This window comes from Gluconobacter sp. Dm-62, from assembly GCF_018256155.1.
Classification (GTDB): domain Bacteria; phylum Pseudomonadota; class Alphaproteobacteria; order Acetobacterales; family Acetobacteraceae; genus Gluconobacter.
The window spans coordinates 472,967-488,923 of the sequence record NZ_JAERLY010000002.1 but is presented as its reverse complement, the minus strand read 5'-3'; the positions used below and the strand labels follow the sequence as shown (position 1 = coordinate 488,923).

Sequence of the window (15,957 nt, the reverse complement as noted above, 5' to 3'; positions counted from 1 at the left end):
CAAGCAAGGATGCAGACTGGCGAGGCCTGCAGCCGGCAACTTCTGTTTGAGTGTTCATATCGCGCCGGCGGCACAAGGCCAAGCACCAGAAGGAAGATGATCTTATTCTCCGGCAATCCCCGCCTTGAACAGCGCTTCAGTCAGCCTCGTTCGTTGAGCTGTTTCAACAAAAGGAAACCGGCTGACAACCTTGGAAACTGTCAGATCTGGCGCCAGACGAAGCAGATGACGGCGGACCTGCTGCGCCTCTTCTGGAAAATCATTCACTTCAATCAACGAAACAAGGTAATAAACCAAAGAACTGGGGCAGGACGGATAAAGTCCAGAGGCCAGCCTTCCCATTGAAATTACTTTCTGATAGTCTTCACCCAATAAAAGGATCATCATGAAAACTGGACGCAGAAGCTCCAGAAGCTGAGAACGATATCCATTCTCTAACAGCTTCTTCACATTGCCCGCAGCCGACTTCATCTCTCCGCAAAGAAGATTCAGGACAATCTCTACCATCCGAAGGTCTGGAGAATTTTTGTGATGGCTATCGTTACTCGAGATATCCTCTGCAGCAGACCGAGCCACTGATACAGCGGCTTCATGGCTACCGGGCTCGTACATCAGATACGCCGCCAAAAGAACTTCAACAGCATGCAGATCAGGCATCAGCGAAACAGCAACACGAACGCTCTTCAGTCCACGAGCGAAGACAGATTCCGCTTGAATTCCCCATTCATTTAAAAAACGAATATAGCAATATAGCGCATCAATAAGCGCAATCGCCCCATCGTCTTTTCCAAGATCAACAGCGCGCTCCAGCAGAAATCCAATCCTGTCAAAAAGCGTACAGTCATGCCGCAAAAGTAGCATGAAGGCTCTCAGGGCCATTCCAAGCGCTGAAAGCTCAGCATCCGACCTTGCAGCGATCCGGCGTGCTTCTGCGACGAAGATACTCCACTGCATCGCCTGCATCGGCGCCACAATGCTATTTGTAGCTTCATCAGGGCCTGACGAAGGGAAATCGAAATGCGTTCCCCAAATTATGACCCCTCCACGCCGGGCATCCAGAACACGAAGGATAAGACGGTTATCGGCCCCGTCCTCCTGCCCGGCCCGCAAACTTCCCGAAATGACGTAGTCCGCGCCCAGGCTCTGATAAATCGACGGAGCATTGACGGAGTCAGGAGATGATATATCCGCAATTGAAAGAATATCGAAGGTTCCCATGTTAACAAACATGAGCTCCAGCTGATCGCGCAGACTTTGTCGATACCCTAAAAGGGTCTCATCAGTACAAGATGGCGCCAGAAAAACCAGTGCAATTTTCTGGGGCTCCATTGATGACGAGTGTTGCGCAGCATAATGGAGCGGCAGAGCCAACATTGGATCTGGGCGTCTTACAGAAACCAGTGATGTAACCTCAGAGTTGCTCCCCGACAGCGCCGGCTGGACGGCGTCTTGCACTGGCTCACCGGCGGTATGCTCATCAGGGATGCTTGCGAGCAGCTTTTGTGTCGCAGGCGACAGAACGTGCCCCTCAACATCCTCAACAACACGCGCCATCTGATCGGAGAGCGACACTGCGCGGCCATAGTCTCCTCGATGGAGGGCCAACTGAATTCTGGCACGCCAGGCAATCTCGTTCAGTCCGTCAAATTTCAGCAGACGCTCAGCCGTAGCCTCGACCCGATCTGAGTCAGTCAGCTCCTGGACGGCACTTTCACAAACATTCTGAAGATGGGCTGACAGGCGTCTTCTCTGCTGAACAAGCCAGTCGTCCAGAGCTGGATCCACCCCTGCCAACTCTCCAAGCAACGGTTCCTCCGGAAATGCCACAGCGTCAATTGTGCGGACACTGACTGTCAGCAACTTTTCGGCATCCACAGATGTCAGCGCTGACTTCAGGGCCAGTGAGTGCCGCTGCACATCGATGACCTCCACACCTATCGGGCTCAGCGCATCAAGAAGGCGATGGATTTCCTGCCGAAGGGAAGCGCGCGCCAGATCCTCTGGCCGCTTGCTCCACAGCAATTCGGCGAGACGGGATCGCAGGACAGGCTTCCGGTCTGAAAGAGCGAGGATAGCCAGCAGAGCCCGCGTCTTGCTCCCCACCGGCAGAACGCTTTCACCCGTAAGGGTTTTTGCTTCCATCTGCCCGAACAGCTTCAGGCGCAGGAGCGTGGGGTCTGTCTCGCGGACATGATGACTGACACTGTCCACTATCTTCACCTCCACGGTCAGCGCCCCGCACCAGAAAGGACGAAAGCCTCACGCCGTTTCAGTATGTCGTCACAAACAATGCAGATCATGGCAATTCTCAACCCAGTCAAACCTGCAAAACCCCATTCAAGGAGCATTGTGTAGGATGCCAGACGCGAATGCGATCTACCCTACTCAGGATTTGGTACTACCAAAAATACAGACCACCTTTTTGATGGAAAAAAGGGGCTGCGCAAGGCCACAGCAAAGGCCGCACCCGAAAGAATAAGCAGAAAAAGTTTAAATAGCATAAACGTCACCTGCCAATCACAGTCCTTCGGATATCCGTTCTGCGTGGTAAATTTTCAGCTTTGCACAGGCATCAAGACAGGCACGGTTGCAGAGACACTTCAACCAGAGTACGGTTTGGCTGTGTGTCCGCGTAGCTCAGCAGGATAGAGCACAGGATTCCTAAGGTTTCGAATTGGGCGCCATGATGGGAAACCGCATGGTGGATTCGCTCAAATTCGGGGAACGCTCTGATCATCTCGATCGTGCCAATCCCGAGCCAAGCGTTTCGGTGCGCTGGAACGAAGGTGTAGAGACTGTACGGGCGACACCTTGGCTTCGTTTTCGTAGCTGTGGTGAAGAGACAGTCCAGACCACAAACATGCTTCAGTGCATGGCGGTGAAAACCGAAGTGGTAAGAATCCTGGGGCCGGAGGTTCGAATCCTCTCGCGGACACCATATCATTCCAGATGCCTGCGTTTTTTAACTCATACTGAAGTGTTGAGACGCTTCGCGTTTTCGGATTCTACAGGAAAAATTCTCCCTATTTCCGATCTTCCAAGCCGAATATAACGACACATTCGCTATATGGCGTTCGTCTTTCGTGCGTAAGGTTTTCAGGTCTATGCCCCTCTCGTCTCACCCTCATACATTCCGTCTTTCTCCGGCGGACTATACGGCGCGGGTGGAACGTGCCGCTGCCGAGCCCGGGCTTTACTGGAAGAATGAGAGCAGAAGACTGACGTGGACTGCAAACCCAAGTCGGATTCTGTGTGAAGAGCATGGCTGGTTTCCTGACGGGATACTGAATGCGAGCGTCAACTGCCTGGATCGGCACCTGGCGACACGCGGCGATCAGAACGCCCTTGTGTGGCAGGCTGAAGAAGCTGGTCGGGTTCTGACATTCACTTACCGAACGCTCCATGAGCGTGTTTGCCGTCTCGCAAATGTTCTGCGGGAACAGGGTGTTCGGACAGGTGATCGGGTGGCCATCCATCTGCCTTCCGTTCCCGAAGGCCTCATCGCAATGCTCGCCTGCGCACGGATCGGAGCGATCCATGTAGTTCTTTTTGGCGGCTTCTCTCCTGAAGCCATTGCCGACAGGCTTGCTGACAGTGGGGCAATTCTGGTCATTACCGCCAATGTCGGTCGACGCGGCGCCAAACGGATTCCCTTCAAGACCACCCTTGATAGCGCACTTGATCTCCGCCCGGAAACGCTTGCTGTCAGCCACGTTCTGGTCGTGAGCGTGACGGAAGATGACGTCAGCATGACGACGGGACGGGACAGGTGGCTTTCCCCTCTCGTGGACAAAGCTGCTCCTGACTGCATACCGCAAGACATGGCCGCCTCTGCGCCGCTTTTCCTGCTTTACACTTCGGGCAGTACCGGAAAGCCCAAAGGAATCGTACATGGTACCGGAGGGTATCTGGTCTGGGCGTCCTATACGCATGAGCTGGTTTTCGACCATCAGGAAGGAGACATCTTCTGGTGTACAGCCGATATCGGCTGGATTACCGGCCATACCTATGCCGTTTACGGTCCCTTGCTGAATGGAGGGACAATCCTTCTGTTTGAAGGCATGCCCTCCTATCCAGCCCCAGGTCGCTGGTGGAATGTGATCCAGGATCACAAGGTCACGACATTCTACACGTCCCCTACCGCCATCCGCGCCCTCATGCGTGAAGGTAACGACGTTGTGCAGCGCCACGACCTTTCTTCATTGCGGGTTCTGGGAACTGTCGGCGAACCTATTAGCCAAGAAGCCTGGTCCTGGTTCAACGACCATGTCGGTGGCGGCCGCTGTGCCTTCGTTGATACTTGGTGGCAGACGGAAAGCGGCGGGATCATGATTTCGCCTGTCCCGGGTGCCGTACAGGAAAAACCAGCATCTGCCACGCTTCCCCTCCCCGGCGTCCATCCTGTTCTTCTGGACGAACGTGGCGCTCCTAAGGCAGGTGCCACGGAGGGCGTACTTTGCCTGCAGGGATCCTGGCCCGGCCGCGCCCTTACCATCTGGAACGATGACGCGCTTTTCGAGCGCACCTATCTTCAACCTTACTCCGGATATTACTTCACAGGGGACGGCGCCCGACGCGACGAGGACGGTTATTACTGGATTACCGGGCGTGTGGACGATGTCATCAATGTCTCTGGACACCGGATCGGATCTGCCGAAATCGAAGACGCATTAGCGGCTGATCTGGCAATCGCAGAGAGCGCTGCGATTGGCATTCCCCATGACCTCAAGGGACAGGGAATTGTCGTTTATGTTGTACCGCGCGCAGATGCCCCGGAAGACCTGCACCTCCGGGCGGCAAAGGCCATCACATCAAAGGTGGGACGCTATGCCGCCCCCGAACGTATTCATGTCGTGCCCGATCTTCCCAAGACACGTTCTGGAAAAAGCGTTCGGCGCCTGCTCCGCAAGATCGCCTGTGGAGAAACAGAAGGATTTGGTGATCTGTCGACTCTCGCAGATCCGGAAATCGTAGCAACCCTGATCAGCATCATCCAGACACCGAAGAGTTAAACTGTCAGACCAGAGAAGGTTCAGACATCGGTTGTCGCACCCGATGTCTGAACCGGAATGAGCGCATCGCTCAGAAACCCGAAAACAACATGCATGAAGTAGACAGAAAACGCAGCGACCAGCAGGACCGCAAAGAGCCGTCCAAAAATCTTGAACGATGCCACAATCAATCCACCCAGAAGCAGGAACAGGAGAACTGTCTGTGGATTCCCCTGTATCCCTAAACTGGCGAGTACAGAACGGGCCATGACCTCGATAATCGCAACACCAGCCACGATTACGCCCAGCAGACCGAGGATCAGACCCCACAACGTATCGAGTATGGATTGCATCACGTAATCTGGCACCGATCGAAAGAGGACAAGATCACTCCACAAAGCCATTCTCCGCAGCTTTGGTCAACTGTGATGTGACGCAGGGATAGACGAATGTGGGGGTGACCGTTACGAAAGGTGATCTTTTCCCGAACGGACTTCCTTTTTCATGGGTCACCTATGACGAATTCGCCTGCCCTGCTGCTGACGATCGTTCAGTCCATTCTCCCGATTCTCGTGACGCTGGGACTTGGATATTTTGCGGCGTATCGAAAAGATTTTGATGCCCAGCAGGCTGGTGTCCTGACGCGTCTGGTCATGTTATACGCGCTCCCCTTGGAATTGCTGGCGTCCATCCTCAGCACACCAAGAGGCCAGGTTCTGGCTGCGGGACCGGTGGCCGCTCTGATCCTGCTGGCTATGGTTGGGGGCTATGGCGTGATTTTTGCCATCCTGCGCGGCGTTTTCAAACGCCGCCTGGGTGAAGCCGCCCTGATTGCCATGACCATCACAGGACCGTCCGTTCCCTTCATTGGCATCCCTGTTCTCGGACAGATTTTCGGCCCCGCCAGCTCAGTACCGATCTCAATAGCGTCCTTGGCTATGAATCTGATCCAGTTGCCCATCACTTTGATCCTGATGGGACATGACCGCGGCACACGCCATCGCGTCGAAACAGAAGGCGAAGCGCGGAATGAACTTCGGGAGCTTTTCGGACACCTGATCCATTCCTGCCGGGAACCGGTTGTCTGGGTGCCCATGCTGGCACTCATTCTGGTCAGTGCCGGCGCTTTTCTTCCGCAGTTTCTCAAAGGCTCCCTCCAACTGCTTGGTCGTACAACCGGCGGTGCAGCTCTATTTGCTTCAGGCGTGGTGCTTTTCACCCGTCAGGTGAAATTCAGTCCTTTGGTCGGCGTCATTGTCAGCGTCCGGAACGTCGTTATCCCAGGTATCATCTACGGCCTCGCCAAAATATGGCACCTTCCCCTGCCGGCGCTTCAGGCAAGTGTGCTCACCATGGCCATCCCCAGCGCCTCCATCAATGTCATCCTTGCCATGCGGTATCATGTTCTGGAACGCGAAATTGCATCCGTTCTGTTCTTTGGAACGTTAAGTTCAATCCTCACTATGGCGTTTTTCATTTGGCTGACAGGTGCATGACCAGTTTCCTCTTTGTGTGTACAGGCAACATATGCCGCTCCCCGCTGGCTGAGCTGGCAATGCGCCGAGAAGCCAAACGACGTGGCCTGACGCTTGATATCGACTCTGCAGCAACTGGCAGCTGGAATTTAGGCGAAGCCCCTGATCCGAGAACATGCAGGGTGGCGTCTGACCAAGGCCTGGACGCCTCTATGTTGAGAGCCCGCCTCGTCACCAAAGATGATTTCAACCGATTTGATCATATTATCGCGCTCGACCGCTCTCATCTTGCCATCCTCACACGAATGAAACCAAGCCAATCCAAAACGCATGTTTCGCTTATGCTGGACCATATTCCAAACCGTACCGGACAGGATGTTATTGACCCCTATTACGGATCAGACGCAGGGTTCATGACGACGTGGCAGGATGTTGAAGCGGCTTGCGCCGCACTTGCTCAAACTACACTTGGCCCTAGGCCCCAAAACTAATTGTCTTGGGGGACAGAATGGAGAAACTCATGTCATCCAGTCCCGACCTTCTCGCAATCGATCCTCTTTCCGAAAATATGACAGAAAGGCTGGAGAAATCCTTTACAGTCCACTCCTTCACTTCCCTCCACGCCCTTGAAACTTACGCTACTAAAATTCGCGGCATTATAACCGGTGGAGGTTCTGGCGTTCCTGCCGAGGTTATGAATGTCCTGCCTAACCTTGAGGTCATATCCGTAAACGGCGTAGGGACCGACCGCATCGACCTAGAGGAAGCTAAACGCCGAAATATCCGGGTCGCTACGACGCAGAATACTCTGACAGACGATGTTGCTGACATGGCCATTGTCCTGATGATGACCCTGATGCGGGGTGTAGTAACAAATGATCAGTTTGTCAGGGCAGGAAAATGGCACTCTGCAACGGCCCCCTTGGGCTACAGTCTGACAGAGAAACGGGTAGGCATTGTCGGCTTCGGTCATATCGGCCAGGCAATTGCCAAACGTCTTTCCGTGTTTGGCATGGAAGTAGCTTATTTCAATTCACACGCGCGGACAGAAAGCCCCTGTCGGTTTGAACCTGATCTAAAGGCGTTGGCAACTTGGTGTGACGTGCTCATCTTGGCAGTCTCTGGAGGACCGCGTTCTGCAAACATGATTAATGCGGATATTCTTGATACTCTTGGGAAGGATGGTTTTTTAATCAATATAGCTCGTGGCACTGTGGTGGATGAAAGCGCGCTTTTAAATGCATTGCACGAGAAACGGATCGCTGGCGCCGGCCTGGATGTTTTTCAAAACGAACCAGACATAAATCCGGCATTCCTTACACTGAAAAATACTGTGCTGCAGCCTCACCAGGCTTCCGCGACCGTAGAAACCAGAGCGGCAATGGCCAAACTGGTTGTAGACAATCTGATTGCTTATTTTACGGATAAAACACTTCTGACCCCAGTGATCTGAAACCTATGCAACGAATTGCTCCGCAATAATCCGTTCAGAGAGACCATGATCAGGGTCGAACAGGATAGTAGCCTGCCGTCCCCGGTCTTCTCGAACAATAACCTCTGAAACATCACGGATTTCCGTAAAATCCGCTACGGCGGCCGTAGCTCTTTTGTCAGTATCCAAAAGTGTCAGCTTCACAACAGCAGATGATGGTAGAAGAGCTCCACGCCAACGGCGGGGACGAAAAGCAGAAATCGGCGTAAGAGGAAGAATATTGGCGCTTAATGGCACAATAGGTCCATGAGCAGACAAATTGTATGCTGTCGATCCCGCAGGTGTGGAAACAATTATTCCATCACAGATAAGCTCTTCGAGCCGCGTCCGACCATCTATCTCAATTTTTATGCGGGATGTCTGGCGTGTCTGCCGGAAGAGAAATACGTCGTTAAAGGCAAGTGCACTCCTGATCTCACCTTTAGTTGTTGTGGCAGTCATGTGTAATGGATGAAGAACCGAAGGCTGCGCCTTTTCAAGGCGTGATAGCAGATCGCCTTCATTAGCGGCATTCATCAAAAATCCGACCGTCCCATAGTTCATTCCGTAAATAGCAATACTTCTGTCCAGCACTTTATGCAGCGCTTCGAGCATGAAGCCATCCCCGCCCAAGCAGACTACGACCTCTGCATCGTGAAGCCGAACATTTCCGTACTTCTGTGAGAGCCGGGCTAGAGCCGTTTGAGCGGGCTCAGTATAGGAGGCGACAAAGTGAATTTTCATAGCGGAACTATATCAGCACAAGATCAGAAGAAAGTCTTTTCAGTAGCAGAAAATTTCATAGCAGAATGCTTTCGGGGACACGTCGATATTCCGAACAAACCGAGCCATGATGTTCAGAGTATAATATGTGCTCATCTAAAGAAATAACGCATTCCCAATGAGAAACTGAGTACGTCATTGGAAATGGAGCAACACTAAAAAGAACCGTATCTCCCCTCAATCGGAGGAAATTTCCTAACAGCTTTTCACAATGTTGAGGCCATTGATCAAATGAAAATTTATACTATAATATTCGAATATTTTTAGATATGGAGATATTTTTTACTTATAAAGCGGTAAAACTAATTTCATAAGATGACGCAAAGCGATTTAATAACGCCCTACGCTTCGAAACAGAATATGAGTTTATTTTCATAGCACGCAAAAGGCTTATAATCTGACGGAATGTAGCGATAAGGCTCAAAAATTCTTCCTGACCATTTAAAAAATATAGCAGAGCTCTATAAATATATTTATTAACTTACATTTTATGCATCAAATTGATCCCACTGTACGAATTTTTACTCGCGGAAAAATTTCTTCTTGTGCCACGACAGCTATAGATGGCTGTATCCGTTCCATTATTCTTCTAATAGGAATACGAATAACTCTTGGAACGAGGAGAATAGGTGTCTCTCCTTGCCTTACAGCGTTATCAAGAGCAAATTTCACTCTCGATACAAATTCATTCATTTTTGATGGTGGAAAATTAATTTGTTTTTCGTCTACTGAACTCGATAAATGATCAAAAATAAATACTTCCCATTCCGGACTTAACGATAAAATTGGGATGTAACCATGCGGACCGGTAGCTGAAGCACTAATTTGGCGAGCCAGCCGGGTCCGAACGTGAGCGACTAAAGCTGATACTGTCTTCAAGCCAAGACTGCACCCCTCTTGCAAGGCCTCCAAGATAGTCGTCAGGTCACGAATCGATACCCTTTCGTCAAGTAAGGATTGAAGCGTTCTTTGAACGGTACTGATAGATATCTGAGATGGAATTAAGTCCACTACTAGTTTCTGTTGCTCACGCGGCATCTCATCTATTAACTTTTGTGTTTCAGCATAAGAAAGAAGGTCAGCCATATTTTCTTTAACCAACTCGGTTAAATGGGTAATAATTACACTAGCCGGGTCAACAACAGTATATCCCTGGATAATAGCATTTTCACGCAAGTTTTGGTCGATCCACAAAGCAGGCAAACCAAATGCGGGTTCCCTTGTCTTTTCACCTTCGATATTAGGCTCTCCACCGCGAGGGTCCATGGCCAAAAGCTTGTTTAGCTTAACTTCTCCATCACCAACTTTTATCTCTTTAATAGAAACCGAATAACAATCCGGAGCCAAGCCGAGGTTATCTTGGATACGGACTGGAGGCAAAACAAACCCCATGTCACTTGCAATGGTTCTGCGAAGTATTTTAATTTTTTCTGTTAGCCGGGCACCTTCTCCACTGGCGATTGCCAGCAAATTAAATCCCAACTCAAGTCGAAGTAAATCCACTTTAAGGCTTTCTGATATCGGCGCCTCTGCGGGGGCAGTATTTTCAGGAAGCACAACCGTATCTTCCCCATTATTTTTATCATTAACCGGCATACGGTACCTCATCCATGACGCAGCGGCGGTCAAAACTGCTAGAAACAGAAAGGGAAATGTCGGCAAACCCGGCATCAAAGCCAAGACAGCAGCAGATCCAGACGCCAAAGCAAGTGGCTTAGGATTTCCCCCCAATTGCCTCACCAAGGCCACATCGGCTCCCCCTTCGGTTCCACCTTTAGTTACAACTATACCGGAAGCCGTGGAAACCAAGAGAGCTGGTATTTGTGAGACCAGACCATCGCCGATTGTTAAGGTCGTAAATGCTGTGGCCGCATCGGATATCAACATCCCGTGCCGAATGACGCCTATTGTTAGTCCTCCAACAATATTAATCGCCGTTATAATCAAACTGGCAATCGCATCACCACGTACAAACTTAGCTGCACCGTCCATTGCGCCATAAAAACCGCTTTCTTCTTCCAGCTCTTTACGCTTGTGGCGTGCTTTGGAATCCGTAATCGCACCTGAAGCCAGTTCAGCATCAATTGCCATCTGCTTCCCTGGCATAGAATCAAGAGAAAATCGGGCTGCCACTTCTGCGATACGTCCCGAACCCTTGGTAATAACCATGAAGTTAACAACCAAAAGTATCGAAAATAGGATGGCTCCGATAACAACATCTCCGCCCATCAAAAAGCCGCCGAAAGCCGCAACAACATGCCCCGCGGCATACGTTCCTTCGTACCCATGGCTTAAAATAAGACGAGTAGTTGCCACCTCTAAAGAAAGCCGTAACAGTGTCGTTAACAGCAACAATGTTGGAAACGACGTAAAATCCAATGGTCTATTCAAAAACAATGCCACCATCAACACTAGAATTGAAAGCGTGATTGATAGTGATAACCCCACATCCAATACCAATGTCGGCAATGGAAGAACAAGTATAGATAGTAATGCAGATACTGAAAGCGCTAATCCGATATCAGATCCCGGGAGCCACTTCCTCAAAGAGGATAAGCCGGTAGGCATAGCAATCGAAGAAAATAACCTATCCATTCCGGAAGAAAAATTCCTCTCAGAGTTTTGCATTTTATTTCTTCCAGAATAAAGTTTTATTTTAGTTTTCAGATTTTATTATTTCAGTCATAGTCACACCAAGACGAGAATCATCAACCATAACAACTTCTCCTCTCGCTATTAGCCTATTATTTACAAGTATATCTATCGGATCGCCAATTTTTCGATCCAACTCTACAACGGCTCCTCTACCCAATCTAAGCAGTTGATTAATCGGCATCGTTGCGCGCCCCAAAACTGCGCTAACAGTAACTGGGATATCGTAAATAGCTTGTAAATCATTAGAAAATGTATCTGCTACCTTATCAGGAGCGGCAAATTCTTCCTTTTCTATGTCTTGGTTTTCCTTTGGCATGTTCACTCCTATTTATACTAGGTTAGAAGAAAAATTTCCGATATTATTTTTTCAATATCTTTACTTGCACTTCGAAATAAGTGGCCAGAATCCCAAAAAATTTTGAAATCTCCATCTTTGATTGAGTCATCAACAAGAAAATCTAGTTTTTTATCTAGAATTCCTGGCAAGTTCATTTTTACAGTATCCATAAAACCTTTAGAACACATTAATTTCGCGCCATATTTAGATCTAATAATTGGAATAATTTTTTCAAACATTTTTTGAGATTCTTTAAATCCATAAGATTCAATAATATTAGGGAATAAATTTACAAAAATATTCATTAGCAAAAACGATACATTTTTAGAAATATCATTTTTACTCTCTTCTATAATTCTTTGTATTTCTAAAATATTATTTGATATTTCTTTGAAAGAATCATGTATTAATTCTTTTTTTTCATTTTCAGATATTTCTTTCTCTGTTTTCTGCCCTTCCCGAAAACCCTTCTTATAAGATTCCTCTAATTCCTGTTCGGAGAATTTTTTCTTATCTGATATTTCGATGATTTCCTGTACCTGTTCTAGGTTTTTCTCTTCCTGAAATGGCACGTGATCAAAATCTTCGTAGTATAGAATATCTGATGTATTATTTTTTAATTTATCCATTACGAAATCATCTCATTACCTGGCTGTTCTTGATCAATTAAATCAATTTCTCCCCGATCTACGAGATCTTTTGCAACCACGAGAATTTCATTTTGAGCCGCTTCAACATCTTTTACTCGTACTGGGCCCAAATCCTCAATTTCTTCCGAGAGAATACGTCCTGCACGCTCAGACATTGAGGCCAAGAATGCGTGTCTCAGTTTGTCACTTGCACCTTTAAGCGCCAAAGGCAGATTTTCACGCGGAATCTGGTTTAATAATACTATAAGACTCTCACTCGAAAGATTTACGAGCTCCTCGAAGGTGAACATGAGACTCTTAATTTGTTCTGCATCGTTCTGACTGCGCTCCTCTAACGCCGTCATAAATCGACCTTCAATACGTCTGTCGAAATTATTAAATATGTCTGCTAGAACTTCATGACTATTACGGTTAATTCCTCTCGGAATATTTGAAACGAATTCAGATCTAAGAGTTTTCTCTACACTTTGAAGAACATTTTTTTGTATCGTCTCAGTTTTTAGCATTCTCATCATAATATCTAATGAGAATTCTTCAGGGAAAAGAGCTAAAACCTTAGCTGCATGTGCAGATTTAATCCTGCTTAAAATAACCGCAACTGTTTGCGGATATTCATTTTTTAAATAATTGGCTAATACTGCTTCCGATACATTACCAAGTTTATCCCACATCGTACGTCCTGCAGGACCTCGAATTTCTTCCATAATTGCCGAAGCACGGTTAGCGGGAAGAGCATTCTTTAGCAATTTTTCGGTGGTATCCAGATCCCCAATCACTCCTTCAGCAGAACCAAGCCCCTGGCTGAATTCGTGACATACTTTCTCTACGATGTCTGACGAGACAATGCCAAGTTGGGCCATTGATGAGGAAATTTCTCTGATCTCTTCTTCATGCATCTGCTCGAACAAACGGGAGCAATTTTCTTCTCCAAGCGCCATCATCAAGATAGCTGCTTTTTGCACTCCTGAGATATTTTTTTCCATTATCGACCTACTCCCTCATGAGAAGGCATCAACCATCCTCGAACCAAAGCTATACTTTCTGAAGGGTGTGTTTCCACAAGGTCCACAACTTTTTGCACTGATGAAGCCCTAATTTTTCCCTGTACTCCGTTAACAGAGACAGTTTCTTCGTCGATTGGTTCAGCACTCACATATGAGGATCCGAGCATTGGTGCTATTTGCCGCTCCAGTTGGTTATCTCCTGAATATGTATTTGCCTGCACCGCAATGGCATTCGATTGGAGCCTTGAATCTGGAGCTTGGAGATTAAATGGCTTTCGATCACCCGCATCTCCTAATGGCCTAAGCAGCGGTCGAACCACAAAAAATAATACCATTGCTAAACAAAGAACAAAAAGACCGAACCTGACTGCTTCCATCTGGTTAGAGCGGCTCAAAAATTTATACCAAACAGGGGCAGACGGCCGCATCTCCGTCTCCATATCCGTAAATTTCATGGACATTACCGTTACGACGTCCCCACGCGCCGGATCAAAGCCAACCGCACTTTTGGTGAGGGCTGTTAGGCGGCTCAGCTCTTCTTGATTTCGGGCCTGCCATGATAAATGGCCTTTTCCGTCCGATTGATTAATACCGTCTACCATTACAGCCATACTAATACGCGCAATCCGCGGCTGGTCCTGAATCAGGGTCCGCACTGTTTTACTTATCTCATAATTATTTGTCTGTTCTTGACGGCTACTTTGGCTGCCATTCTGTTGTTGTCCAGCATTGGCATTCGGGAGGTTATTGGAGACCGTCGTATTATTTGAACCCTGTGTATTAATATTTTTTTCTGTTTTGGTTTGTTGCGAGCGCAAAACCTGCTGATCAGGATCATAGTTTTCCTGTGTCTCGCGGACATGATCATTATTCATTGTCACGTTCGCCTCGACACGGACATGTCCAGGACCTAGCGACGATCCCAAAAGGTCTTCGACTTCACGCGCAATACGCTGTTCAGTCAATTGTCGCTGCTCTTCCAGAGACTGACTGCCGGTCGCACTTCCTTCGCCCTGCTTAAGTAGAACATGACCTCGGTTATCGATCAGTGAGATATTATGCGCATCGAGCCCAGGAACCGCAGCTGACACCAAGTTGACGACAGCAGTAACGCTCTCCTCGTCAAGGCGGCGCCCCCCGTCCATTGAAAGAAGGACACTTGCCTGTGCATTTTGCTCATCGGTTGAAAACAGCTCACGATGACGCAGCACCAAGTGTACTCTCGCATTCCTGACCCCATGGATCAGACGAATTGAGCGTTCCAATTCTCCTTCAAGAGCACGGGTTTCATTAATGGTCTGCTCGAATTGAGTAGCCGTAAAGCTATTGCCCTTGTCAAAAATCTCATACCCAACCGAGCCTCCAGATGGCAGACCACTTTGAGCCAGAAGCAGTCGCGCACGTGCAACATCGTCGTCAGGCACCATGATTGTACTGCCCTGGTCCTCAAGGCGATATTTGATATGAGCTTTTGAAAGCTGATCTACGATCTCACCAGCTTCATGCGGCTCCAGATCGCGGTACAAGAGACCATTAGTGGCATTGATCCCGTGGAGTACAAGAACACCAAGCAGGATCAGCATAGCGACGCCGACGCCCCCGAGAGCTGCCAGGCGTGGAAGTCCCAGCTGCTTGAGGTTTGCTAGAAGCGCTTTCACCGGCGGCTCTCTTTCCGGCTCTTCTGGAAATCGTGATCGCAGCGATTTCCTTTAGAAAAACCTCCCTGCACTGCCCACATGCGCACCTACCCCTAAAAACCCAACTTTTGATGATGTGTATTGTGGAGCACAAAGGTTAACGTACGCCTAACAAAGTACATTCTTGCCGACTGGAATCAGGTGCTTGAAAAGCCCGTAAGATCGCTCATGTCGATTGCAGCACCGCCCATATCGACATTAACTCCGGTCGAACTCTTTGAAACACCTGTTACAGTTCCAGTAATGGTTGTGGGCAGAGCAACACTGGTGCCGTCTGTGGAGCTTCCCTCTACTGCAACCGTATAGGCTCCGTCGCTCAGCTGCGTACCGCTGTTGTTTTTGCCGTCCCAAGTCCAGGTGTTTGAGCCTACTGACGCATCTACTGTTTCAGACTTCACAACGGTCCCCGTGCTGTCAGTAACGGCAATCGCAACATCGCCTGCCTGAGGTGCCGTAAAGGACATCGCGGCTGATCCGCTCTGCAGTGGCAAACTGGAGCTACTGGCAGTTGTTGTTTTGCCAATCAAACTCACCGCTGAAGCCATCTGATTGTCCTGCGTTGCGGAGATCAGGCTGGTCAGGTTTGTATTGGTTTCGACCTGCTGCTGTACACCCGCAAACTGCGCAAGCTCCGCAGTAAACGAATCAGTACTCGTTGGATTACTGGGATCCTGATGTTGCAACTGTGTCGTAAGAAGCGTGAGAAACTGATTGAAATTTCCACCCAGGGAAGACAGAGAGCTACTTGAACTGCTTGCACTCGTTGATGCGCTGGAAGATGCCGACGCCGAATTTGCAACAGCGTTACTTTTAGCCGCTGCGATAGCCTGGCTTAAAAGAGATGTACTGCTCGTCGTTGTGCCAACTGAAGAAACCATAATTTCGAATCCTATC

At 48.9% G+C, this 15,957-nt stretch carries 13 protein-coding genes; 4 read left to right on the top strand and 9 right to left on the bottom strand.

Features of this window, described 5'->3' with window-relative positions; all coding sequences use genetic code 11:
- Positions 1-102: 102 nt before the first annotated feature.
- Positions 103-2,220 carry a hypothetical protein gene (locus JK202_RS04055; RefSeq protein ID WP_349291818.1) on the bottom strand — a complete coding sequence of 706 codons (2,118 nt, stop codon included), beginning with the start codon at positions 2,218-2,220 and terminating at the stop codon, positions 103-105.
- Between the two features lie 884 nt (positions 2,221-3,104).
- On the opposite strand from JK202_RS04055, the gene acs reads away from it, so the two are divergent.
- On the top strand, positions 3,105-5,012 hold the full coding sequence (acs, locus tag JK202_RS04050; RefSeq protein WP_211558469.1) for an acetate--CoA ligase: 1,908 nt from the start codon (positions 3,105-3,107) through the stop codon (positions 5,010-5,012).
- Between the two features lie 20 nt (positions 5,013-5,032).
- On the opposite strand, the gene JK202_RS04045 is transcribed toward acs, so the two are convergent.
- Entirely contained in the window at positions 5,033-5,344 is a 312-nt protein-coding gene (locus tag JK202_RS04045) for a hypothetical protein (protein WP_211558718.1), read from the bottom strand.
- Positions 5,345-5,506: 162 nt separating this feature from the next.
- Here JK202_RS04045 and JK202_RS04040 point away from each other — a divergent pair, with 162 nt between their 5' ends.
- Genes JK202_RS04040 through JK202_RS04030 form a run of 3 tightly spaced genes read left to right on the top strand, consistent with a single transcriptional unit; the run spans position 5,507 to position 7,919 of the window.
- The gene (locus tag JK202_RS04040; RefSeq protein WP_211558467.1) at positions 5,507-6,487 is read left to right on the top strand and encodes an AEC family transporter; all 981 of its coding nucleotides are present in this window, start codon (positions 5,507-5,509) and stop codon (positions 6,485-6,487) included.
- On the top strand, positions 6,484-6,957 hold the full coding sequence (locus JK202_RS04035; protein ID WP_211558459.1) for a low molecular weight protein-tyrosine-phosphatase: 474 nt from the start codon (positions 6,484-6,486) through the stop codon (positions 6,955-6,957). The genes JK202_RS04040 and JK202_RS04035 overlap by 4 nt, the downstream gene beginning before the upstream one ends.
- A 29-nt stretch (positions 6,958-6,986) precedes the next feature.
- On the top strand, positions 6,987-7,919 hold the full coding sequence (locus JK202_RS04030) for a 2-hydroxyacid dehydrogenase (protein WP_211558457.1): 933 nt from the start codon (positions 6,987-6,989) through the stop codon (positions 7,917-7,919).
- Positions 7,920-7,922: 3 nt separating this feature from the next.
- Here JK202_RS04030 and JK202_RS04025 read toward each other — a convergent pair whose 3' ends face one another.
- From JK202_RS04025 to JK202_RS03995, 7 genes are all read right to left on the bottom strand, one after another.
- Positions 7,923-8,681 (bottom strand): NAD kinase, encoded by a 759-nt coding sequence (locus JK202_RS04025; protein WP_211558455.1) that lies wholly within the window; start codon positions 8,679-8,681, stop codon positions 7,923-7,925.
- 534 nt (positions 8,682-9,215) lie between these two features.
- A complete protein-coding gene (gene flhA, locus JK202_RS04020; RefSeq protein WP_408872137.1) occupies positions 9,216-11,315 on the bottom strand; it encodes a flagellar biosynthesis protein FlhA in 2,100 nt (699 codons plus the stop codon).
- Between the two features lie 61 nt (positions 11,316-11,376).
- Positions 11,377-11,691, bottom strand: coding sequence for a flagellar motor switch protein FliN (gene fliN / locus JK202_RS04015; protein WP_211558451.1), 315 nt, complete (start codon positions 11,689-11,691; stop codon positions 11,377-11,379).
- A 17-nt stretch (positions 11,692-11,708) separates the two neighbouring features.
- A complete protein-coding gene (locus tag JK202_RS04010) occupies positions 11,709-12,341 on the bottom strand; it encodes a hypothetical protein (RefSeq protein WP_211558449.1) in 633 nt (210 codons plus the stop codon).
- Positions 12,341-13,345 carry a flagellar motor switch protein FliG gene (locus JK202_RS04005; protein ID WP_211558447.1) on the bottom strand — a complete coding sequence of 335 codons (1,005 nt, stop codon included), beginning with the start codon at positions 13,343-13,345 and terminating at the stop codon, positions 12,341-12,343. Before JK202_RS04005 ends, JK202_RS04010 begins: the two co-directional genes overlap by 1 nt.
- Positions 13,345-15,024 carry a flagellar basal-body MS-ring/collar protein FliF gene (gene fliF, locus JK202_RS04000; protein WP_211558445.1) on the bottom strand — a complete coding sequence of 560 codons (1,680 nt, stop codon included), beginning with the start codon at positions 15,022-15,024 and terminating at the stop codon, positions 13,345-13,347. Before fliF ends, JK202_RS04005 begins: the two co-directional genes overlap by 1 nt.
- Positions 15,025-15,200: 176 nt before the next feature.
- The gene (locus JK202_RS03995) at positions 15,201-15,941 is read right to left on the bottom strand and encodes a flagellar hook assembly protein FlgD (protein WP_211558443.1); all 741 of its coding nucleotides are present in this window, start codon (positions 15,939-15,941) and stop codon (positions 15,201-15,203) included.
- Positions 15,942-15,957 lie beyond the last annotated feature (16 nt).

What these genes read in the sequence shown, in the direction of transcription:
- acs (WP_211558469.1), top strand. Translation starts at nt 3,105, where the DNA reads ATGCCCCTCTCGTCTCACCCTCATACATTCCGTCTTTCTCCGGCGGAC.
- JK202_RS04045 (WP_211558718.1), bottom strand. Translation starts at nt 5,344, where the DNA reads ATGCAATCCATACTCGATACGTTGTGGGGTCTGATCCTCGGTCTGCTG.
- JK202_RS04040 (WP_211558467.1), top strand. Translation starts at nt 5,507, where the DNA reads ATGACGAATTCGCCTGCCCTGCTGCTGACGATCGTTCAGTCCATTCTC.
- JK202_RS04035 (WP_211558459.1), top strand. Translation starts at nt 6,484, where the DNA reads ATGACCAGTTTCCTCTTTGTGTGTACAGGCAACATATGCCGCTCCCCG.
- JK202_RS04030 (WP_211558457.1), top strand. Translation starts at nt 6,987, where the DNA reads ATGTCATCCAGTCCCGACCTTCTCGCAATCGATCCTCTTTCCGAAAAT.
- JK202_RS04025 (WP_211558455.1), bottom strand. Translation starts at nt 8,681, where the DNA reads ATGAAAATTCACTTTGTCGCCTCCTATACTGAGCCCGCTCAAACGGCT.
- flhA (WP_408872137.1), bottom strand. Translation starts at nt 11,315, where the DNA reads ATGGATAGGTTATTTTCTTCGATTGCTATGCCTACCGGCTTATCCTCT.
- fliN (WP_211558451.1), bottom strand. Translation starts at nt 11,691, where the DNA reads ATGCCAAAGGAAAACCAAGACATAGAAAAGGAAGAATTTGCCGCTCCT.
- JK202_RS04010 (WP_211558449.1), bottom strand. Translation starts at nt 12,341, where the DNA reads ATGGATAAATTAAAAAATAATACATCAGATATTCTATACTACGAAGAT.
- JK202_RS04005 (WP_211558447.1), bottom strand. Translation starts at nt 13,345, where the DNA reads ATGGAAAAAAATATCTCAGGAGTGCAAAAAGCAGCTATCTTGATGATG.
- JK202_RS03995 (WP_211558443.1), bottom strand. Translation starts at nt 15,941, where the DNA reads ATGGTTTCTTCAGTTGGCACAACGACGAGCAGTACATCTCTTTTAAGC.